Origin of the sequence: Streptomyces sp. NPDC007983 (assembly GCF_042958345.1) — a bacterium.
Taxonomy (GTDB): Bacteria; Actinomycetota; Actinomycetes; order Streptomycetales; family Streptomycetaceae; genus Streptomyces.
The window spans coordinates 398,587-419,296 of the sequence record NZ_JBIBJI010000008.1; the positions used below are offsets into that span (position 1 = coordinate 398,587).

Here is a 20,710-nt window from a genome sequence, read left to right on the forward strand (position 1 = left end):
GGGGTGCGGGTCATGCGCGCTGGTCAGGGGCGTAAAATACGCCCTCAACGGCTACCGGCGAGCCTCGCCCGCCGGGGACAGCAGAGTGCCCAGCGGGCCGAGGTCGAGGTTGAGGTCCGCCATGCGCAGGCCGTGCCGGTCGCACATCTCCTCCATGCGCCGCTGGAGGATCATCAGCGTCATCCCGATCCGCTCCTCCTGCTCCTCGGTCAGGTCCCCCTTGTCGACCCGGTGCAGCGCCTGGCGCTCCATCAGCTGACGCAGCAGCTCGACCACGGTCAGCACGAGCTTGGCCAGATCGCGTTCGACCGAGTCCGGATCGGTGCGCAGACGCTGGGCGGGACGGCCGGGGGCGGCGCGGTCGGGGACGGCGCGGTCGGGAGTGGCTGACATACGACGGGGGAAACCTTTCCGGTCAGAGAAGCGGCGGAGCCGGATGCGCGGCGTCGACGGGGGCGATGACCGCGCGCAGGTCGATCCGTACGAGATCGACGTCCGCGATGGACAGCACGAGGTCCCCGGCCAGCACGACCCCGCCCTGGAGCAGCCGGTCGAGGATGTCGATCAGGGCGACATCGCGGCCCGCGAGCGCCCGGGCGTCCTCCTCGTCCAGCGCGGTGCTCATGCGGTCTCCCGCTGGGCGGCCGGTGCGGGCGGGAGGGCGAAGGAGTACGGCGCCCACGGGCCGGTCACCTCGACCCGCACCCCCTGCCGGCCCTCGGCGGCGGCCAGGACGCGGGCGCGGAAGTCCTCGGCGCGGTCGACGGGCACCAGATACGCGTCGTTGGCGATGTTCTCCCCGTACTCCCCGTCGTTCCCGGTCCCCCCGCCGCCGCCCGCCCTGGCCAGCTCGCCGCGCTGCGGCCGGTGGGCGACCCGCTCCACGGCGATCTCCCCGGCCTCGTCGGCGATGCGCGAAGCCGTCCGCACCGCGGCCTGCCAGGCGTCCTCGGCGCCGCGCCGACGCCTGCGGCGGGCGGCGAGATAGGCCCGGCCCGGGCTGAGCCCGGCGTCCCCCGCGTCGCTCTCCGCACCGCTCTCCGGCGCGCCCGCCGTCTCCTCGCTCGCGGTCGTATAGACCTTGACGCCCCATTCGACGCGCCCGGTGAGCCGCTCCAGCAGCGGCAGGAACTCGTCCCGGCGCTCCTGGAGCGTCTGCCGCACCCGGTCCTCGTCCCGGTACACGGTGGCCAGCCGCAGCGGCAGTACGGCGCCCAGCGGGGCCAGCGCCGCCACCACCCCGTGGTGCCCCCGGGCCAGGGATTCGAGCCGGGGCAGCTCCTCCAGGCGCGCCGTGAGCGGCCCCTCCCCGAACTCCTCGGGCGGCACCGGGCCGACGGCCGCGGCCAGGTCCCCGGTCTCCACGAGCCCCACCTGCTCGTCGGCCACCCCGCGCAGCGCCGCGACCGCCCGCGCGGCCTCGGGGGTGGGGCGCAGCACCGCGTAGGCGTACACCATGTGCTGTGCGATGTCGGTCACCCGTTCACGCTCCTGTCGCTCCTGTCGCTCCGGTCATGGGGTTGTGCCCGCAGCGCCGCGATCTCGGCGCGCAGCCGTGCGTTCTCCTCGCCGAGGGACCGTTCCGCCCCCTCGTCGTCCACGGCCCGGGGCCGGGCGCGCGAGGACAGCGACGGATCGTGCTCCCACCAGTCGATGCCCATCTCCTTCGCCTTGTCGACGGAGGCGACGAGCAGCCGGAGTTTGATGGTGAGCAGTTCGATGTCGAGCAGGTTGATCCGGATGTCGCCCGCGATCACCACGCCCTTGTCCAGCACCCGTTCCAGGATGTCGGCGAGGGACGGGGCGCCCTGCTGGTCGTACGAGGCGGGCAGGCGCGGCGGGCCCAGCCTGCCCGCAACCGGTTCTGTCATCGTCACGGGGCTCGTCTCTGCGTATCGCGCCGTTCCAGCTCTTCCAGCCGGTCCAGCAACTCGTTCTCGCGGCGGTCGTACGCGTCCTCGTCGATCCGCCCGGCCAGCAGTTCCTGTTCCAGTTCGGTCAGGGCGCGCCGGACCGGCGCCGGGTCGTAGTACTCGCGCTCGGCGGCCACCAGGACCTGTTCGGCGACCCAGGCGGTCGCGCGCACCGGCGCGAGCGGAAAGGTGAGGAGCCCGGTCAGCAGTCCCACGGCGCCCCGCCCCTCAGGCCACGAAGCTGTACGGGGGCAGCGGGCCGCGCAGCCGGAAGTCGTAGCCGTCCCCGTAGCCCTGTGCCACCTGCCGCGCGGCCCGCGAGAACTCCTCGGCGCGGCCCCGCTCCACCAGGAACGAGACGTTGAGGAAGTCGTCCCCGGCCGGGGACGACACCACCTTGCCGCGGGCCATCCCCGCCAGCCGGCCGACGACCTGCTCGGCGAGTCTTTGCTGCCGTACCCCCAGCTGCCGGGCGACCAGCTCGCCGAGGGCCACCCGGTCCTCGTACGAACCCCGGCCGTCGCGGGTGCGCTCGTTGAGGCGGCGGGCGTCGTCGGACTCGGTCAGCACCTCCCGCAGCAGGTCGTCCTGGGAGCGCGCTGCCTTCAGGTTGAACTCCGCGGTGGCGTCCAGCTCATCGAGGCCCCGGACGTACTCGGTGCGCTTGGCGTCCAGCGCCGACCTGACCGCGGCCTCGTCGGGGGCGAGCAGCCCGAACCGCATCGGCAGCACCGCCCCGTCCGCCATCAGCCGCTCCTGGACCGCCTGATGGGCGGCGAGGTCGCGGCGCTTGGGGCGCAGGGTCTCCGGCGCCGGGCTCACCACGCCCGCCAGCGGACCGCTGGTCACCGCGCGTGGCGCGGCGGGCACGCCGCCCACCGCGTGCAGCTCCTCCAGCCGCAGCGGATGGTCGGAGCGGGTGATCGCGTAGAGATAGAGATGCACGGTCACTTGTCCTTGTCGTCGTCGCCGCCGAAGACATTGCCGATGGCGTCGATCGCGCCGCTCAGCGCGCCCTCGGTCTTGCCCCGGGCGCCGCCCTCGACGATGGTGCCGACGATGTCGCTGAGCTTGTCCGGGGCCTTGCGGCCGGATTCCAGGTCGAGGCGGTTGCACGCCTCGGCGAACCGCAGATACGTGTCCACGCTGGCGATCACGATCCGTATGTCGATCTTCAGGATCTCGATGCCCACGAGGGAGACCCGGATGAAGACGTCGATGACCAGGCCGCGGTCCAGAATGAGTTCGAGAATGTCGAAGAGGCTTCCGGTCCCTGAACCGGTCGAAGGTGTGGCTGGTAGTCCGCCGGTCTGCGTCATGACGGTCACGTGTGGTCGTCCTCTCGCTCGCTCGGTCTGCCCGTCGGCTTGTACGGGCGGGACGACACCCGTGTTCACTCTTGATGCGGGTGAGACATGTGTGACGTACACCGACGCGACATACGGCGACCGCGACGTACGACGACGAGCGCCCCGCGCCACCGGGACTCGGCGGCGCGGGGCGCGAGGGGAATGGATCAGGACAAGGAAGGGCCGGGGCTAGCGGCCGCGGTCGAGCTGGCCGCGTGCGTACCGGCGCAGCCGTTCATAGCCCAGGAGCATGCCCTGGGTATCGAGGGTCACCCGGTAAGAGGCCATGATGGTCATGGTGTCCGGCACCCGCTCCAGCTCCACCACCTCCACATCGGCCAGCCATCCGTCCTCCGTCGGCTGCAGCGCGGAGACGGACTCCGGCGCGATGCCCAGCAACTCGCCGAGCTGCTGGGCCGCGCCACGCATGGCCTGGGCCGCGGGAACGCGGCGCGGCCGGTCGTTCGTCTCCGGGGTGTCCGGATCATTGCTCGTCATGGTCCTACCGTGCCAAGTCGGCGGCGTGTGTGGTGTGCGGATCGCCAAAGCATGTGACCGGCAGATCCTCCAGCAAGGTGGCGAGCGCGCCGATGACGAGCGCGCACACCTCGTCCGGATCGGCCTCGGCGAGCGATTCCTTGCCCACGACCACCCGCATCAGGCCGATGCCCAGCAGCCAGGAAAGCGCCAGGTCCGCGCGCAGCCCGCGGTCCTCGGCGCCGCTCAGGGAGGCCAGCACCCGGGCATAGTCGTCCCCTATCTCGCGCGCCGCGGTGCCGATCTCGTCGCCGCTGCCGACGGAACGCAGCAAAGTGGCCAGCGCCCGGTCCTCCCGGGCCCGGTCACCGTGTCCGAGCATCCCGCGCAGCGCGGTCTCGAACAGCTCTCCCGGCGGGGTGGTGTGCAGCTGTTCCTGGCCATCGTGCGCCACCACCTCCCCGAACAGGGCTTTCTTCGAGCCGAAGTAGCGGAACAGCAGCGCTTGGTTCACCCCGGCACGCTCCGCGATGTCGCGTACCGTGGCCCGTTCGTACCCCCGCTCGGCGAACAGCGCCGACGCCGCTTCCAGCAGCATCCGGCGCGTGCCCTGCGCGTCCCGCCGATGTGCTTCCGGTGTGGTTCCACCCATCATCCACTCCTGTCGTCGGCTGTCCGCCCCACCGCTCTCCGCCGCGACCAACCTGTCGAGCAGTCAGAACAGCGGCCGATAGGCGCCGTTGACCGTATCAAGGGGACCGGCCTAGCTTTGTAAGCACGTGCTTACGCCAGGGAGGTCACGTTGACCACAGCGGAGACGACACCCGTCGCCTATCCCTTCAACCACCACGAGGGTCTGGAGCTGTCCGAGGCCTACGAAGAAGCGCGCGAGCGCCCCGGACTGCTCCAGGTGCGCCTGCCCTACGGCGAACCCGCCTGGCTGGCCACGCGGTACGCCGACGCCCGGCTCGTCCTCGGCGACCGGCGCTTCAGCCGCGCGGAGGCCCTGAACCGGGACGTGCCACGGCAGGGCGAGGGACGCATGGACGGCGGCATCCTGAGCATGGACCCGCCCGACCACACCCGGCTGCGCACCCTCGTGGCCAAGGCGTTCACCGTCCACCAGGTGGAGAAACTCCGGCCGTACGTAAGGGAGTTGACGCACCAGTTACTGGACGAGCTGGAAGCGGCCGGGCCACCCGCCGACCTCGTGGACCGCTACGCCCTGCCCATCCCGGTGGCCGTCATCTGCCGGCTGCTGGGGGTGCCGGAGGAGGACCGGCCGAAGTTCCGGGTGTGGAGCGACGCCGCGCTGTCCACCAGCTCCCTGACGGCGGAGGAGTGGGAGCACAACCGCGAGGAACTGCGCGCGTACATGGCCCGGTTGGTGCGGGAACACCGGGAGGCCCCGCGCGACGACATCATGACGTCCCTGATCGAGGCGCGGGACCAGGGTGACCGGCTCTCCGAGCTGGAACTCGTCGACCTGTGCGTCGGCATCCTCGTCGCCGGGCACGAGACCACGGCCACCCAGATCCCCAACTTCGTGATGGCGCTGCTCGACCACCCCGATGAGCTGCGGCGGCTGCGCGAGGAGCCCGAGCTGATCAAGGGCACCGTCGAGGAGCTGATGCGGTTCGTCCCGCTCGGCGTCGGCGCCTCCCAGGCCCGCTACGCCACCGAGGACGTCGAGGTGGGCGGCACCCTGGTGCGGGCCGGGGAACCCGTCCTGGTGGCCGTCGGCTCGGCCAACCGCGACGCGCTGCGCTTCGACGAACCGGGCAGGCTGAACGTCGCCCGCCCCGCCACCCAGCACCTGGGTTTCGGCCACGGGGTGCACCACTGCCTGGGCGCGCCGCTGGCCCGCCTGGAGCTGCAGGAGGCGCTCGGCGCCCTCGTCGGCCGTTTCCCGAACCTGCACCTGGCCGGGGACGTGGTGTGGAAGGACCAGATGCTGGTTCGGGGGCCGCGTGTCATGCCGGTGGGGTGGTGAGCCGCATGACCTGGAAGGCCGAGGTCGACGGTGGCCGGTGCATGGCGTCCGGCATGTGCGCCGGGATCGCGCCCGATCTGTTCGTCCTTGACGACGAGCGGGCGCGTCCGCTGAGCGAGGAGGTGCCGGAGGAGGAGCGGGTGCTGGACGTGGCGGACTCCTGTCCGGCCATGGCCATCACCATCGTCGACGGGGGTGCGACGGTGGTCGGGCCGCGTCCCTGACCAGTGTCCGCGACCGGCCCCGACCGGCCGGTGCCGATTACGGAACGGCCGGCGGCGCGGAGGACACGGCGGGCGGAGTGGTGATCCCGCCGGCCCCGCTCGCCGCTCCCGCCCCCAGCCCGGCACCGTTCACCACGTTCGGGTCGAGGGTCTGCTCGCCCCCGTTGTCCGCCGTGCTGACGGAGTTGGGCGGCGGCGTGGGCTTGGACGTGCCGACGATGAACGTGGGCTCGCCCGGGGCGGGCTTGGGCGGCGTGGTGAACTCCGGGCCCTGGGTCGGGGTGGTGGTGATCTGCGAGACGGCGGAGTCGAAGTTGACCATCCCCGTCTTCTCCATCTGGGTGATGTGGTCGAGCACGGTGTTGTTGGCCTGGACCGCGAGCCTGCGCACCAGCGAGTTCTTGGTGGTCTGCCGGATCTTGGCGATGGAGCTGAAGATCTGGCCGTGGGTGACGCGCAGGATGTTCGCGTAGTACGTGTCGAAGTCCTTGCCCGTCTTCGCGTTCATCGTGTCCAGGAAGCCCTGCTGCTGCGGTGTGGGCTTGTTGGGCAGGGTGATGCCGAGTTGGGGCGCGACGTCCCGGCTGATGGCGTCCAGCAGCTGATGGCCGTCCAGCAGGTGCTTACCGGCGGTCTTGACCTGCTCCGTCGTCCCCTTCTGGAGTCCGATCTTCCCGGCCGGGTACTCCCACAGCCCGGCCAGCCGCACCTTGACCACGAAGTCCTTGTCGGCCCCGCTGAGCGGCCCGAACTGGTTGTTCGTCATCTTCGAGAGGTTCGTGGCGGATTCCTGCGTCAACCCGGTCATCACGGGGGAGACGATCACGGCGAGGGTGACCACTACCGAGCCGATGAGCAGTGAGGTGCCTGTCACAAAGTACCGTGATCGCATGGAGCCTCCTGGCGGGGACCGCTTGTCGTTGTACGGAGCCGTTGTCGCGTCGTGCTGATGTCAGGCGATGGCTGACACCCATGCATACGGATCCTTCACTTCCGGCGCTCAAACATCCTGCCGTTTTTTACCCGCTCTTGGGTGGACGCGTCGTGACCTGTGCGATCGCTACGATCCCGTTGTGGCCCTCTTCACGATCGAGCGTTCCTCGCCCCACCCCGTCGACGAGACATGGCGGCGGCTGACCCAGTGGCAGCGGCACGGCGCCCACGTGCCGTTGAGTGAAATCGCCGTGCGGACCGGGGGACCGACGCGGGTCGGGTCGGTGGTGGTGGCACGCACCGGGCTGGGACGGGCCGGGTTCGACGACCCCATGGAGGTGGTGCGCTGGGAGCCACCGGGCGGCGGACGGCCGGGGCTCTGCAGGCTGGAGAAGCGCGGCTCGGTGGTGCTGGGCTGGGCCGAGATCGAGGTATGGCCCAGCGGGCAGCGGTCGCGGGTGGTCTGGCGGGAGGAGGCGCGGGTCGCGCGGCTGCCGCGGGTGTTCGACGCGCCGACGGCCTGGGCCGGGCGACTGGTCTTCGGCCGGGTGCTGCGCGGACTGCTGGAGGAGTAGCCCCCGGCGGCCGGCCGGCTACTGGGGACCGTCGGCGAAGGCGTCCGCGTGGATGTGGGTCAGTGGGGTGGCGGCCACCTGGTACCGCCCGTTGGGCACCCGGCTCGACTTGGTGACGTGGACGGTGAGCGGGCCCGCCCACTCGTACCCCTGCTTCTCCGCATGCCGCATGAGGCTGTCCGTGAGCGTCTGGCCCGCCTGCTTGCCGTGCCGGGACAGCTCCTCGTACACCTCGTCGGACAGTTCGACATCGTAGGCGTTGGGCACGAGTACCCGACTGGAACTGCACACCACCGCCTGGCTGTCGCATTCCTGTCGCAAGGCGCCGAGCAGTTCCACCGGCTCGCTGGGGAACATCTTGGAGAGCAGTGCGTCCTCGAAGCGCTCTATCGCTCGTTCGATGCGGGTCAGCGTGTCCATGCGCACGCGGGTGCCCAAAAAGCAGCGGATGTATGTGCGCGACTACGGTCGGCACATACATCCGCGCCCTGGGTGAACATGGGGGGACGTGCTCAGCCGGCGGCGCGGCTGAGCAGCGTCTTGACTCCGGTGGCCGTCAGCGTGACGGCTTCCGGGGCGCCCGCGTCGATGGTCAGCGAAAGCTCCTCGGAGGGCCAGCCCTGAGCCAGCGCCCCCAGCGGCACCTGGTGGTAACGCTCGATCTGCGGCAGCGCCTGGTGCATGCGCTCCGGAGTGGTGAAGACCGGCACCAACTGGGCGCCGTCCTCCTGCTGGAACACCGGCAGGGTCACCGCCTGCGGATCGGTGTTTTCGGCACTCTCGGCGGCGGGAAGCAGCACCTCGCTGTCGGCGAGAGTGTTCAGCGCGGACTCGTCCGCACGGTCCGCGGCCAGCTCGCCGAGGGCGTGCTGGGTGGCGGTAACGGCGTTGTCATCGGGAAGAGCAGTCATGATTCCGTCCAAGATCGGGATATGCGAGTGGCCGTGCCCGGGAGCGGGCTTCCTGGCCACGGCTGGCTCGAATACCCGGTTGTGCGGCGCTCACACATCCCATGGCGGAGTGTTTTCGTTTTCTGCCCGGCTGCCGCCGAGGGGACTGCTCAGGCGCAGGTCAGGTGCCGCGGTACGCCTTGTAGTTCCGGAAGAGCAGATAGGTGTCGAGGATGTCGGAGGACGCGCTCTCGACCGACCGGTAGATGCCCCACTTGGGCCGCTGGTAGTCGCCCTGGTCCGGCATCTTCACGTTCGACATGCTGCCCTGCACCGCGACCGGGGCGCCGGAACCGGTGCCGTTCCGGGCCGTGAACGTGGCCTTTCCGCTGGACCCGATGGTCAGCTTCCACTCGATGGTGATCCACTTGTTGCGCAGCGGCGAGAGGTCGGTCGAGGCAATGTCCGGTGAGCCGGAGTTGGCGTAGGCCCGGGCCCGCAGCGTCTCCTTGCTGCCGCTGCGGCCGAGGTCCAGCGTGATGTACGGGCCGCCGTTGTCGACCGGTGTCTTCGTCTGGAAGATGTGCGTGAACTTGCTGGTGCCGTGCAGCGAGGACGGCATGTACATCTCGTACGAGAGGGTCCAGGTCTCCCCGTCCCGCATCTTCAGCGTCGTACCGTCCTGCACCATGCCCTTGGACTCGGTGCGCTGGCGGTCGCCGCCGCCGGTGGTGTCCCGGTCGTCCTTCCAGATGTTGAAGCGGTAGTGGTCGCCGCCTTCGACCACGACATAGTCCCGGTCGGGGTGCTCATTGCCGCGGTCGGCCTCGATGCCCTCGAAGGCCTTGAGTCCGACGCCGGACGGGCTGGGGTTCCAGACCAGTTGCGGCGCCAGGGCGGCCGCGGCGGCCGGGGAGGCGCCCGACGTCAGCTGCCCGAGGAGGGGCACACCGACGGCCGTGGCGGTCATGGAGCCGAGTAACGTCCGACGACTGAAACCGCGTGGAGCAGAGTCTTCTGCCATGTTGGGTCCCTGTGGAGGAGGTCGGGGGTTGGGAAAGAGTTGATCCTGCGCGGATGCGCGGGTGTGGCGCGTACATACGATGGACTGGACCATTGGGGCCGTCAAGGCTCGCGACACGGTTATTCATCCCATGTCTGCTCAAACGAGATCGGCGGCCGCTCCCGGGAGGGGAGCGGCCGCCGAGGAGGGAAGTGCGCTCTGTCCACGGAGAACTGAGCGGATGTCAGATCGTGGCGGCGTCGATGACGAACCGGTAGCGGACATCGCTGGAGAGCACCCGCTCGAACGCGGTGTTGATCTCCTCCGCGCGAATGGTCTCGATCTCGGCGCCCACCCCGTGCTCGGCGCAGAAGTCGAGCATCTCCTGCGTCTCGGCGATGCCGCCGATGAACGAACCGGCGAGGGTCCGGCGGCCCATGACCACCGAGAAGAGGTTGAGCGAGATGGGCTCCTCCGGGAGACCCACGTTCACCAGCGCGCCGTCCGTCTTGAGCAGCTTCAGGTACGCGCCGAAGTCCAGCGGCGCGGACACCGTGGACAGGATGACGTCGAAGGACTCGGCCAGCTCCTCGAAGGTGCGCGGGTCGCTGGTCGCGTAGTAGCGGTCCGCGCCGAGCCGCAGCCCGTCGTCCTTCTTGCGCAGCGACTGGCTGAGCACGGTGACCTCCGCGCCCATCGCGTGGGCGAGCTTGACGGCCACGTGGCCGAGGCCGCCCATGCCGAGGACGGCGACCTTGCTGCCCGGCCCGGTCTTCCAGTGGCGCAGCGGGGAGTACGTGGTGATGCCCGCGCACAGCAGCGGGGCGGCTACGTCCAGCGGCAGGGCGTCCGGGATGCGCACGACGTAGTTCTCGTCGACGACGATGCCGGTGGAGTAGCCGCCGTAGGTGGTCTCGCCGTACTTGTCGGTGGCGGCGTACGTGGCGGTGTGGCCCTCGGCGCAGTACTGCTCCAGGCCCTTGCGGCAGTTCTCGCAAGCCCGGCAGGAGTCCACGAAGCAGCCGACGCCGACCCGGTCGCCGACGGCGTACTTGGTGACACCGGATCCGACCTCGGTGACGACACCGGCGATCTCATGACCCGGCACCAGCGGGAACGGCACCTCGCTCCAGCCCTCGCGGACCTGGTGGATGTCCGAGTGGCAGATGCCCGAGTACTTGATGTCGATCACCACGTCGAACTCGCCGGCCGGGCGGCGCTCGATCGAGGTGCGCTCCAGCGGGGCCTTGGCGGCAGGTGCGGCGTAGGCGGCAACGGTACTCATATGGCGATTCACTCCTTGCAGGTGGTTCCGTGTCCGGCTGCCTTTGAATCCATGGCCGAACACGATGGCAAGGGTGCCAAGGTGAGGCAGGAGTGGCCAAAAATGGATCAACCTGCGAGGATGGTGGCTAGTGGGGGAGACAGGCCCCGTGCGGGCCGCCGGTGGCGCCGGCGACCCGCCCCATACGCGGGGAAACGCCCCCGGTCACACGGCTTGGCGCGGACTCGTGTCCATCGGATCGGTGGCGTCGACCGCGGCGTTCAGATCGCGGTTCAGGGTTTCCGGAGTCATCCGGGTCGTGATGAGACTCACCGCCGCGACCACCGTCATGTAGACCGCGACCGGTATCCAGGAGCCGGTGAACGCGGTGAGCAGCGCGCTGCAGATCAGCGGTGCGACACCACCGCCGATCACCGAGGAGAACTCCCGGCCCAGGGCGACCCCGGCGTAGCGGTAGCGGTTTCCGAACAGCTCGGGGAAGTAGCTCATGTGCACGCCGACCAGGCCCTGGCAGGCCAGGATGAAACCGACCGCGATCGCCACCGCGATGGCCACCTCCGAGCCGGAGTTCAGCGCGATGAACGTCGGGGCGGGCAGCAGCACCATGGCGGTGAGGATCAGCGAGCACACCGGACGCCGTCCCAGACGGTCCGAGAGGGCGCCGAACGCGATGGCCGCCACGCCGCCGCACAGCGAGCCGAGCAGCAGCACCTCGGGCACGAAGTCCTTGTCGACGCCCACGCTGGAGACCAGGTAGGACGCCATGAACACCTGGTAGGTGTACGACTGGGTGCTGACCCCGAAGTTCATCAGGATCACCAGGAGCAGCGGCTTGCGGCCGTGCCGGAAGACCTCCTTGACCGGTGAGGCGGGCCGTTCGTGCTGTGCCTTCAGCTCCTGGAAGACCGGGCTCTCGTTCAGCTTGCGGCGCATGATCATGGCGGCCACGGTCACCAGGAGGCTGCTGACGAAGACCAGTCGCCAGCCCCAGGACATCAGGGCGTCTTCGGGCAGTCGCTGGGCGAGCATCCAGGCCACCGCGCCCAGCGCGGTACCGAGCGCCGCCCCCGTCATGACCAGGGAGGACAGCCTGCCGCGCCGCCCCGGCGCGGCCGTCTCGGTGAGCAAGGTGGCGCCTCCGGCCTGCTCGGCGCCCGCGCCGAAGCCCTGCGCCATGCGGCAGATCAGCAGCAGGATCGGGGCGAGGATGCCCACCGCCCCGTACGTCGGGAGCAGACCGATGGCGAGGGTGGAGCCGCCCATCAGCAGCAGGGTCGCGATCAGCACCCACTTGCGGCCGAGGCGGTCCCCGAAACGGGAGAAGAAGAGCCCGCCGAGCGGCCGGGCGGCGAAGCCGACCGCATAGGTGCTGAAGCTGGCGAGAATGCCCACCGATGCCGACACGTTGGGGAAGAACAGATCGCTGAAGATCAGCGCCGATGCGGTGCCGTAGATGACGAAGTCGTACTGTTCGAGCGCGGTGCCGACCAGACCGGCCCAGGCCGCGCGGCGTACCGCCCGGGGGTCGGCAGGCGGCTCGCCGGGCGGGGCGGTGGCGGGTGGCGGGGGAGTGGTGGTGTTGCTCTCCATGATCCATGCCTCCTTGAACGGATCGGTTCCGGAGCGGAATCGGGCAGGGCGAAGCAGGGGAGTGGCGGGAGGGAAGGAAAGGGCGGGGAGGGGGGATGGGACGGGGCTCTTATCGGGGGCCGCAGGCGTCGGCCGCCGCCGCGCCGGGGCCGTGCCGGACGATGATGTCGATGAGTTCGGCGATCCGGGCGGTGAAGGCCGGGTGGTCCGTCAGGCCGTCGCCGAGCAGCCCGCTCTCCAGGACGGCCTCGACGAACGCGGTACGCGGCGCGGCGGGTGCCCGCCGGGCGAGGCCGGCGAGCGGTTCGCGGGCCGGGTCGGCCATCGCGGCCGCCTGGGGCCCGGGGGAGAAGCCGGACGGCGGCGCCACACAGCACAGATAGGCGGCCACGGTCAGCGCCAGGTGGTGGGGCATCCTCCCGGCCCGCAGATGGAGCAGGGCGGGCTCCGGCACCCGCTGGCGGAGCTTGACCGAGCCGTCCGAGCCGACCTGCCGGGTGCGGTGGCCCAGCGCGGTGTTGGCCCAGCGGTCGAACAACTGCCGTATGTAGTCCTCCAGTTGGATGTCGGCGGGCACGGTGAGGCTCGGCAGATAGTCGTCGTGGAGCACATGGCGCGCGGCCTCGGCGATGAACGGCCGGGCGATGGCGTCAGGGATGGTCTCCCGCCCGTCCAGCGCGCCGAGATAGGCGATGAGCGAATGGGTGCCGTTGAGCAGCCGCAGCTTCAGCAGCTCGTACGGTTCCACATCGTCGGTGAACAGGGCCCCGCCGTGTTCCCAGCGCGGGCGGCCCGCGGCGAAGCGGTCCTCCATGACCCACATGGAGAACGGTTCGGCCGGCACGGGGACGGCGTCGCGCACCCCGAGGCGGTCGGCGACCGCCGCGCGATACACCTCGGTGGTGGCGGGCACGATCCGGTCGACCATGGAGCTGGGGAACGTCACCGCACGCGTCAGCCACGGCAGCAGCTCCTCGCGCTCCGCCGCCGGAAGCGCCTCGGTGAACTCGTGCACCAGCCGCCGCGTCTGGGAGCCGTTGCCCACCAGGTTGTCGCAGCTGAGCACCGTCAGTGGCCGGGCATGGGTGCGTACGCGGCGCTGCAGCCCGCGCACGATCCGCCCGATGGTGGTCCGGGGCGGGGCGTCACCGCGCAGATCGGCCCGTACCGCGGGGGAGTCCAGGTCGAGTCCGTGGGTGCGCGGGGAGAAGGTGTAGCCGTGTTCGGTGACCGTGAGGGTGACGATGGCGGTGCCGGGCGCCGCCAGCGCGTCCAGGACCTCGTCCGGCTGCTCCGCGGCCACCAGCGCCCCGGTGTGCACCGCGGGCACGGTGACCCCGGTGCCGGAGGGGGAGATCTCCACCACCGCGTAGCGCAGTTGCTGCTCGCGCAGCGCCCGGGCCACCGTGGCCGAGCGCCCGGCGACCCCGAGAATGCCCCAGGGGCCCTCGGTGTGGTCCAGCGCGGCGGCGGTGTGCACGGCCTGATGGGCGCGGTGGAAGTTGCCGAGCCCCAGATGCACGATGCCGGTCTCGGCGGGCGGCCGCGCCGGGGTGAGCACGGACGCGGCGGTGGTGGTGCGGTTCAGGCGCGGCAGTCGCGCCGGGGCGGTGGGCGGGGCGGTCGTGGGGGTCCCGGTCATGGGGGAAGTCCTCACCAATCCGTCATCGAGCCGTCGCGTCGTCGCGCGACCGGCAGGTAGGCGGGTTCGTACGGGAAACCGGCGGCGAGCGATTCGTCCACCTCGACTCCGAGGCCGGGCCGGTCGCCGGGGTGCAGATGTCCGTCGGCGTAGGACCACGCGTGCCGGAACACCTCGTGCACGACCGGCTCGTAGCCCATGTACTCCTGGATGGCGAAGTTCGGTGTGGCCAGGCCCACGTGCAGCGACGCGGCCAGCGCCACCGGGGACACGTCCGAGGGGCCGTGCGGGCCGAGCCGTATCTGCCAGATCTCCGCGAGGGCCGCGATCCGCCGCAGATGGCTGATCCCGCCCGCGTGGCTCACACAGGTCCGTACGAAGTCGATCAGCTGCTCGGTGATCAGCGACTGGCATTCCCAGACGGTGTTGAACACCTCGCCGATCGCCAGCGGCACGGTGGTGTGCTGCCGCACATGCCGCAGCACCTGCTGGTTCTCCGCGGGGGTGACGTCCTCCAGCCAGAACAGGTCCACCTCTTCCAGCGCGCGGCCGAGCCGGGCGGCCTGGCCGGGGGTGAGGCGGTGGTGCACATCGTGCAGCACTTTCAGCTCGGGCCCCACATGCTCCCGCACCGCGCCGAGGACCTTCGGCGCGTGCCGGAGGTAGGCGTCGGTGTCCCACACCTCCTCCACCGGGGCCGCGCCCCGGTCGGCCGGTTCGTAACCCCGGCCGCTCCGGCTCACCCCGTACACCGTGTCCAGGCCGGGGACACCGCTCTGCGCCCGCACCGCGCGGAACCCCTCCGCGCGCCGGGCGTCGACCGAGTCCAGCAGCTGCGGGACGTCCCAGCCGGTGGCATGGGTGTACGTGAGGATCCGGTCGCGGACCGCGCCGCCCAGCAGCTGGTAGACGGGCTGGCCGGTGGTCTTGCCCTTGATGTCCCACAGCGCCATGTCCACCGCTCCGATGGACGTCATGGTCACCGGGCCGCGCCGCCAGTAGACCCCACGGTAGAGGTACTGCCAGGTGTCCTCGATCCGCGCCGGGTCGCGGCCGATGAGCAGCGGCGCCACATGGTCCCGGAGATACGAGGCCACGGCCAGCTCACGGCCGTTGAGCGTGGCATCGCCCCAGCCGACGAGGCCTTCGGCGGTGGTGATCTTGAGCGTGACGAAGTTACGGCCGGGGCTGGTCACCAGCACTTCGGCGGTGGCGATGGTGTCCTGTCGGGGCGTCGCGTTCATCGGGCCACCGCCACCACGTTGTGCAGCGGCTCGCCCGCGGCCAGCCGGCCGATGTTGGCGGCGATGTCGGCGGCGCGGCCGATGAAGGTCTGGCGGGTGAGGCCGGAGGAATGGGGCGTCATCAGTACGTTGTCCAGCGTCTCGAAGGGATGCTTGCTCGGGGCGCCGGTGTGTCCGCTCGTCGGATACCGATACCAGACGTCGAGCGCCGCGGCCCCGATGGTGTGCGCGCACAGGCCCCGGTACAGCGCGTCCTCGTCCACGACGGGCCCGCGTCCGACATGGACCAGCACCGAGGACGGGCCCATCCGGGACAGTTCGGCCTCGCCGATGAGCCCGGTGGTCTCCGGTGTGAGCGGTGCCGACACCACGACCACGTCGGAGGCGTCCAGCAGCGCGCCGAGGTCGTCGTTGGGCCCGGCCCACACCAGCCCCTCGGCCGCCGCGTCCACCTCGCCGCGCCGGGTGACCGCCACCCCGCGTGCGCCGAATGCCCGGAACCGCTGCCAGCAGCGGGCGCCGATGTGGCCGAAGCCGACGAAGCCGACGGTGGCCGCGGACAGCGAGTCCATCCAGGGGGAGCGCGGATCGTGTGCGGGGGAGTCCCACACCGCGCGGCGCAGCGCCCGGTGCTGGCGCAGAAAGCCACGGCGCAGCAGGATCGCGGACGATACGGCGTACTCGGCGATCGAGTCCTCGTGGTGGAAGGTGTTGGCCACCTGGGTGCCGGGCGGCAGCGCGGTCAGGTCGATCTTGTCCGTCCCCGCACCGGCCGTGTGGACCAGCCGGAGCCGGGTGGCGAGCGAGGCCGTCCGGGCGGTGCACTGCCCCGCCACCAGCACGTCCGCGTGGCCCACCGCGGCCTCGACCGCCTCCGCGTCCCGGGGGTCGGGCCAGTGGGTGACCGTGCCCGCCGGAAGGGCGGCCTCGAACTCGTCGCGCAGCGGACGCAGATTGGCGTCGGCGACCACCACGGTCAGCGGCTCGGCCGTCATGGGGTCTCCTTCCCCGCCGCCACCGCGGCCCTCTCCGGGACGGAGTGCGCCGGGCCGGTGGACCCGCGCACGATGAGCTGGGTGGGCAGCCGCAGGGTGCGCGGGGTCTGCCGTTCGCCGCCGAGGATCTGTCCCAGCAGCTCGTGGCCGAGCGCACCGGCCCGGGCCATCGGCACCGCGATGCTGGTCAGGGACGGCTGCGCCACTTCGGCGAACGGGATGTCGTCGACCCCGACGACGCTCAGCCGCTCGGGCACGCTCAGCCCCAGCGCCCGCGCCCCGGAGATCACGCCCAGGGCCATCAGGTCGTTGTGCGCGATCACGGCGGACGCTCCCGATGCCATGACACTCGCCGCGGCGGCTTTCCCACCGGCCGCCGTCTCGGCCTGCCAGCCCAGCAACTCCAGCTCCAGCCCGGCCCGTTCGGTCTCGGCGCGGATCAGCGCGACCCGGTGGGAGTTGGACCAGGAGCGCTGCATGCCCTGGACATAGGCGATCCGCCGGTGGCCGAGCGCGGCCAGGTAATCCACGGCCTGGCGCAGCCCGTGGGCGGCATCGGCGATCACGCAGTCGGCGCCGGCCGTCTCACGGTTGACCAGGACGACGGGTGTCCGTCCGCACAGGTCGAGGACTTCGTCCGCGTCCAGCCGGGGCGAGCACACGATCAGGCCGTCGACCTGCCCCTTCAGGTGTGCGATCACCTCGCGCTCACGGCCCGGGTCGAGATCGGTGTCGGCGAGGACGACGGTCTGCCGGCGGCGCCAGCCCTCGCCCTGCGCGGCCTTCACGAACGACCCGAAGACCGGGTTGGCGATGTCGGGGACGACGACGGCGACGGTGGCGGTCTCCGCGCCGGTGGGGGCCTCGGTGGCACGGGCCACCGGTGGTTCGTATCCCAGCTCTTGCGCAACCGTCAGGACCTTGCGCAAGGTTCGCGGTCCGAGCCGGTCCGGGTTGCTGAAGGCCCGGGAGGCCGTGGAGAGCGCCACATTGGCGCTTTTGGCGACGTCGGTGAGGGTGGGGGCCATGGCGGCCCGCTACCGGTGTGAGGAGGGGGTGCGGGTGAACGACATAGTGCATGGTGTTCACCGCCCGGCAACCTTGTCAACGCTTGCCGAAATATTGGCAAGGCCCCGGTCCGGTGGGCCGAAGCGCACCGGACCGGGCCCGAGAGGCGTGGCCGTCAGCCGAGGTCGACCAGCAGGTCACCGCCCTCCACCTGCTGGATGGCGTTGATGGCCACCCGGGAGACCCGGCCGGACTTCGGCGCGGCGATGGTGGCCTCCATCTTCATCGCCTCGATGGTCGCCACGGTGGCACCCGCCTCGACCTGATCGCCCTCGGCGACGGTCAGCGTCACCACCCCGGCGAACGGCGCGGCCACATGGCCCGGGTTGCCCTTGTCGGCCTTCTCGGTGGCCGGGATGTCGGAGGCCGCCGAGGTGTCCCGGACCTGGATCGGGCGCAGTTGGCCGTTCAGGGTGGACATCACCGTACGCATGCCGCGCTCGTCGGCCTCGCCGATGGCCTCCAGCTCGATGAGCAGCCGCACCCCGGGCTCCAGGTCCACCGCGTACTCCTTCCCCGGGCGAATCCCGTAGAAGAAGTCCTTGCTGTCCAGCACGCTGGTGTCGCCGAACGTCTCCCGGTGGGTCTCGAACTCCTTCGTCGGACCGGGGAACAGCAGTCGGTTCAGGGTGGCGCGGCGGTCGTCGGCGAGCTGCTGCCGGTCCTCGGCGGACAGCTCCTCCGTCGTCGGCTTGGCCTCCGCGCGGCCCTCCAGCGCCTTGCTGCGGAAGGGCTCCGGCCAGCCGCCGGGCGGGCTGCCCAGCTCGCCGCGCAGGAAGCCGATGACCGAGTCCGGGATGTCGAACTTGTTGGGCTCGGCCTTGAAGTCCTCCGGCGACACCCCGGCCCCCACCAGGTGCAGCGCGAGGTCGCCGACGACCTTCGAGGACGGGGTGACCTTGACCAGGTGGCCGAGCATGCGGTCGGCGGCGGCGTACATCGCCTCGATGTCCTCGAAGCGGTCGCCGAGGCCGAGCGCGATGGCCTGGGTGCGCAGGTTGGACAGCTGGCCGCCGGGGATCTCGTGGTGGTAGACGCGCCCGGTCGGCGAGGCGAGGCCCGCCTCGAACGGCGCGTAGACCTTGCGCACGCTCTCCCAGTACGGCTCCAGCCCGCCGATCGCCTCCAGGTCGAGGCCGGTGGGCCGCTCGGAGTGGTCGGTGGCGGCCACGATCGCCGACAGCGAGGGCTGCGAGGTGGTGCCCGCCATGGACGCCACCGCCCCGTCCACCGCGTCCGCACCGGCCTGGATCGCGGCCAGATACGTGGCGAGCTGGCCGCCGGCGGTGTCATGGGTGTGGATGTGCACCGGCAGGTCGAACTCCCGGCGCAGGGCGGACACCAGCTTCGCGGCGGCCGGGGCGCGCAGCAGCCCCGCCATGTCCTTGATGGCCAGCACATGCGCGCCCGCGTCCACGATCTGCTCGGCGAGCCGCAGATAGTAGTCCAGGGTGTAGAGCTTCTCCGACGGATCGGACAGGTCGCTGGTGTAGCACAGCGCCACTTCGGCGACCGCGGTGCCGGTGTCCCGTACCGCCTCGATGGCGGGGCGCATCTGCCCGATGTCGTTGAGCGCGTCGAAGATCCGGAAGATGTCGATGCCGGTGGCGGTGGCCTCGTGGACGAAGGCGTCCGTCACCTCGGTCGGGTACGGGGTGTACCCGACGGTGTTGCGGCCGCGCAGCAGCATCTGGAGGCAGATGTTGGGCACCGCCTCGCGCAGCGCGGCCAGCCGCTCCCAGGGGTCCTCGGCGAGGAACCGCAGCGCCACGTCGTAGGTGGCGCCGCCCCAGCACTCCAGCGACAGCAGCTCCGGCACGGTGTGCGCCACCGCCGGGGCCACGGCGAGGAGGTCCTTGGTGCGTACGCGGGTGGCCAGCAGCGACTGGTGGGCGTCGCGGAAGGTGGTGTCGGTGACCCCGATCCGCGGCGATTCGCGCAGCCATCGCGCGAACCCCTCCGGGCCCAGCTCGGTGAGGGTCTGCTTGGACCCGGCGGGCGGCGCCCCGGCGGGCACCGGCGGCAGCTTCCCGGCCGCGTCGATCAGCTGGGGCCGCGGGCCGTGCGGCTTGTTGACCGTGATGTCGGCGAGATAGGTGAGCAGCTTGGTGCCGCGGTCGGCGGAGTGGCGCGCGGTCAGCAGATGCGGCCGCTGCTCGATGAACGAGGTGGTGACCCTCCCGGCCTGGAAGTCCGGATCGTCCAGCACGGCCTGGAGGAACGGAACGTTGGTGGACACCCCGCGGATACGGAACTCGGCCACCGCGCGCCGGGCCCGCCCGATGGCATGGCCGAAGTCGCGGCCCCGGCAGGTCAGCTTCACCAGCATCGAGTCGAAGTGTGCGCTGATCTCGGCGCCGGCGTGGGTGGTGCCGCCGTCGAGTCGGATGCCCGAGCCGCCCGGGGAGCGGTAGGCACTGATCATGCCGATGTCCGGGCGGAAGCCGTTGGCCGGGTCCTCGGTGGTGATCCGGCACTGCAGGGCGGCGCCGCGCAGATAGACGGTGTCCTGCGACAGGCCGAGGTCCGCCAGGGTCTCCCCGCTCGCGATCCGCATCTGCGACTGGACGAGGTCGACATCGGTGATCTCCTCGGTCACCGTGTGCTCGACCTGGATCCGCGGGTTCATCTCGATGAAGACATGGTTGCCGTCGCGGTCCAGCAGGAATTCCACGGTGCCCGCGTTGCGGTAGCCGATCTGCCGGGCGAACTTCACCGCGTCCTCGCAGATCCGTGTCCGCAGCTCCGGGCCGAGGTGGGGTGCGGGCGCCATCTCGATGACCTTCTGGTGGCGGCGCTGCACCGAACAGTCCCGTTCGAACAGGTGCATGACATTACCGTCGGCATCGGCGAGGATCTGCACCTCGATATGGCGGGGCTCGACGACCGCCTTCTCCAGGAAGACCGTCGGGTCCCCGAACGCCGACTCGGCCTCGCGGGCCGCCGCCTCGATCGACTCGCGCAGCAGCCGGGGCTCCTCGACCCGCCGCATTCCGCGCCCGCCACCGCCCGCGACGGCCTTGACGAACACCGGGAAGCCCAGCTCCTCCGCCGCCCGCACCAGCTCGTCCACATCCGAGGAGGGCTCCGAGGAGCCGAGCACCGGCACCCCCGCCGCCCGGGCCGCGGCCACCGCCCGCGCCTTGTTGCCGGTCAGCTCCAGGATCTCCGCGCTCGGGCCGACGAAGGTGATCCCCGCCTCCTCGCACGCCCGTGCGAGGTCGGGGTTCTCGGACAGGAACCCGTATCCGGGGTACACGGCGTCGGCACCAGCCTGCCGCGCCGCGCCGACGATCTCCTCGACGGACAGATAGGCCCGCACGGGATGGCCCGGCTCACCGATCTCATACGCCTCATCGGCCTTGAGCCGGTGCAGCGAGTTGCGGTCCTCGTGGGGGAACACCGCGACGGTTCTCGCTCCCAGCTCATAGCCGGCCCGGAACGCCCGAATGGCGATTTCTCCACGGTTGGCGACCAGCACCTTGCGGAACATGTCCCATCCCTTCCTACTGCCCGTCCTACTGCCCGG

General features: G+C 71.1%; 23 protein-coding genes. 3 read left to right on the forward strand and 20 right to left on the reverse strand.

Annotated elements, in window-relative coordinates; all coding sequences use genetic code 11:
• Positions 1-51: 51 nt before the first annotated feature.
• The 9 genes from ACFZCY_RS26280 to ACFZCY_RS26320 form a co-directional block, all read right to left on the reverse strand.
• Positions 52-438, reverse strand: a complete 387-nt coding sequence (locus ACFZCY_RS26280; protein ID WP_391178324.1) for a gas vesicle protein GvpK — start codon at positions 436-438, stop codon at positions 52-54.
• Positions 416-625, reverse strand: a complete 210-nt coding sequence (locus tag ACFZCY_RS26285) for a gas vesicle protein GvpJ (protein ID WP_391178039.1) — start codon at positions 623-625, stop codon at positions 416-418. The genes ACFZCY_RS26280 and ACFZCY_RS26285 overlap by 23 nt, the downstream gene beginning before the upstream one ends.
• Complete coding sequence (locus ACFZCY_RS26290; RefSeq protein WP_391178041.1) at positions 622-1,479, reverse strand: GvpL/GvpF family gas vesicle protein; 858 nt, start codon at positions 1,477-1,479, stop codon at positions 622-624. Before ACFZCY_RS26290 ends, ACFZCY_RS26285 begins: the two co-directional genes overlap by 4 nt.
• Positions 1,476-1,871, reverse strand: coding sequence for a gas vesicle protein GvpJ (locus ACFZCY_RS26295; protein WP_391178044.1), 396 nt, complete (start codon positions 1,869-1,871; stop codon positions 1,476-1,478). Before ACFZCY_RS26295 ends, ACFZCY_RS26290 begins: the two co-directional genes overlap by 4 nt.
• A gap of 2 nt (positions 1,872-1,873) precedes the next feature.
• A complete protein-coding gene (locus tag ACFZCY_RS26300; RefSeq protein WP_391178047.1) occupies positions 1,874-2,128 on the reverse strand; it encodes a gas vesicle protein GvpG in 255 nt (84 codons plus the stop codon).
• Positions 2,129-2,141: 13 nt separating this feature from the next.
• Complete coding sequence (locus ACFZCY_RS26305) at positions 2,142-2,858, reverse strand: GvpL/GvpF family gas vesicle protein (RefSeq protein WP_391178049.1); 717 nt, start codon at positions 2,856-2,858, stop codon at positions 2,142-2,144.
• 2 nt (positions 2,859-2,860) lie between these two features.
• Positions 2,861-3,241, reverse strand: a complete 381-nt coding sequence (locus tag ACFZCY_RS26310) for a gas vesicle structural protein GvpA (protein WP_361484216.1) — start codon at positions 3,239-3,241, stop codon at positions 2,861-2,863.
• Positions 3,242-3,451: 210 nt separating this feature from the next.
• Positions 3,452-3,760 (reverse strand): gas vesicle protein GvpO, encoded by a 309-nt coding sequence (locus tag ACFZCY_RS26315; protein ID WP_391178054.1) that lies wholly within the window; start codon positions 3,758-3,760, stop codon positions 3,452-3,454.
• Between the two features lie 4 nt (positions 3,761-3,764).
• Positions 3,765-4,391, reverse strand: a complete 627-nt coding sequence (locus ACFZCY_RS26320; RefSeq protein WP_391178058.1) for a TetR family transcriptional regulator — start codon at positions 4,389-4,391, stop codon at positions 3,765-3,767.
• A gap of 150 nt (positions 4,392-4,541) precedes the next feature.
• Between ACFZCY_RS26320 and ACFZCY_RS26325 the strand changes: the two genes are divergently transcribed.
• Positions 4,542-5,732: a cytochrome P450 gene (locus ACFZCY_RS26325; protein WP_391178076.1), complete on the forward strand. Its 1,191-nt coding sequence runs from the start codon at positions 4,542-4,544 to the stop codon at positions 5,730-5,732.
• A 5-nt stretch (positions 5,733-5,737) separates the two neighbouring features.
• On the forward strand, positions 5,738-5,956 hold the full coding sequence (locus ACFZCY_RS26330; protein WP_039939993.1) for a ferredoxin: 219 nt from the start codon (positions 5,738-5,740) through the stop codon (positions 5,954-5,956).
• Positions 5,957-5,993: 37 nt separating this feature from the next.
• Here ACFZCY_RS26330 and ACFZCY_RS26335 read toward each other — a convergent pair whose 3' ends face one another.
• The gene (locus tag ACFZCY_RS26335) at positions 5,994-6,848 is read right to left on the reverse strand and encodes a DUF4142 domain-containing protein (protein ID WP_391178079.1); all 855 of its coding nucleotides are present in this window, start codon (positions 6,846-6,848) and stop codon (positions 5,994-5,996) included.
• Positions 6,849-7,029: 181 nt separating this feature from the next.
• Here ACFZCY_RS26335 and ACFZCY_RS26340 point away from each other — a divergent pair, with 181 nt between their 5' ends.
• Positions 7,030-7,464, forward strand: a complete 435-nt coding sequence (locus ACFZCY_RS26340; RefSeq protein WP_391178084.1) for an SRPBCC family protein — start codon at positions 7,030-7,032, stop codon at positions 7,462-7,464.
• A gap of 18 nt (positions 7,465-7,482) precedes the next feature.
• On the opposite strand, the gene ACFZCY_RS26345 is transcribed toward ACFZCY_RS26340, so the two are convergent.
• The 10 genes from ACFZCY_RS26345 to ACFZCY_RS26390 form a co-directional block, all read right to left on the reverse strand.
• Positions 7,483-7,884, reverse strand: coding sequence for an FhaA domain-containing protein (locus tag ACFZCY_RS26345; RefSeq protein WP_391178087.1), 402 nt, complete (start codon positions 7,882-7,884; stop codon positions 7,483-7,485).
• A 92-nt stretch (positions 7,885-7,976) separates the two neighbouring features.
• Entirely contained in the window at positions 7,977-8,375 is a 399-nt protein-coding gene (locus tag ACFZCY_RS26350) for an SseB family protein (protein ID WP_391178090.1), read from the reverse strand.
• Positions 8,376-8,535: 160 nt separating this feature from the next.
• Positions 8,536-9,324 (reverse strand): hypothetical protein, encoded by a 789-nt coding sequence (locus tag ACFZCY_RS26355; RefSeq protein WP_391178093.1) that lies wholly within the window; start codon positions 9,322-9,324, stop codon positions 8,536-8,538.
• Positions 9,325-9,601: 277 nt separating this feature from the next.
• Entirely contained in the window at positions 9,602-10,642 is a 1,041-nt protein-coding gene (locus tag ACFZCY_RS26360; RefSeq protein WP_391178096.1) for an alcohol dehydrogenase catalytic domain-containing protein, read from the reverse strand.
• Between the two features lie 204 nt (positions 10,643-10,846).
• Positions 10,847-12,232, reverse strand: coding sequence for an MFS transporter (locus ACFZCY_RS26365; RefSeq protein WP_391178100.1), 1,386 nt, complete (start codon positions 12,230-12,232; stop codon positions 10,847-10,849).
• Between the two features lie 109 nt (positions 12,233-12,341).
• Positions 12,342-13,874, reverse strand: a complete 1,533-nt coding sequence (locus ACFZCY_RS26370) for a mannitol dehydrogenase family protein (RefSeq protein WP_391178103.1) — start codon at positions 13,872-13,874, stop codon at positions 12,342-12,344.
• Positions 13,875-13,885: 11 nt separating this feature from the next.
• A complete protein-coding gene (manD, locus tag ACFZCY_RS26375) occupies positions 13,886-15,118 on the reverse strand; it encodes a D-mannonate dehydratase ManD (RefSeq protein WP_391178106.1) in 1,233 nt (410 codons plus the stop codon).
• Positions 15,115-16,113: an NAD(P)-dependent oxidoreductase gene (locus ACFZCY_RS26380; protein WP_391178110.1), complete on the reverse strand. Its 999-nt coding sequence runs from the start codon at positions 16,111-16,113 to the stop codon at positions 15,115-15,117. Before ACFZCY_RS26380 ends, manD begins: the two co-directional genes overlap by 4 nt.
• Positions 16,110-17,141, reverse strand: a complete 1,032-nt coding sequence (locus tag ACFZCY_RS26385; RefSeq protein WP_391178114.1) for a substrate-binding domain-containing protein — start codon at positions 17,139-17,141, stop codon at positions 16,110-16,112. The genes ACFZCY_RS26380 and ACFZCY_RS26385 overlap by 4 nt, the downstream gene beginning before the upstream one ends.
• A gap of 155 nt (positions 17,142-17,296) precedes the next feature.
• Positions 17,297-20,674 carry a pyruvate carboxylase gene (locus ACFZCY_RS26390; protein WP_391178117.1) on the reverse strand — a complete coding sequence of 1,126 codons (3,378 nt, stop codon included), beginning with the start codon at positions 20,672-20,674 and terminating at the stop codon, positions 17,297-17,299.
• Positions 20,675-20,710 lie beyond the last annotated feature (36 nt).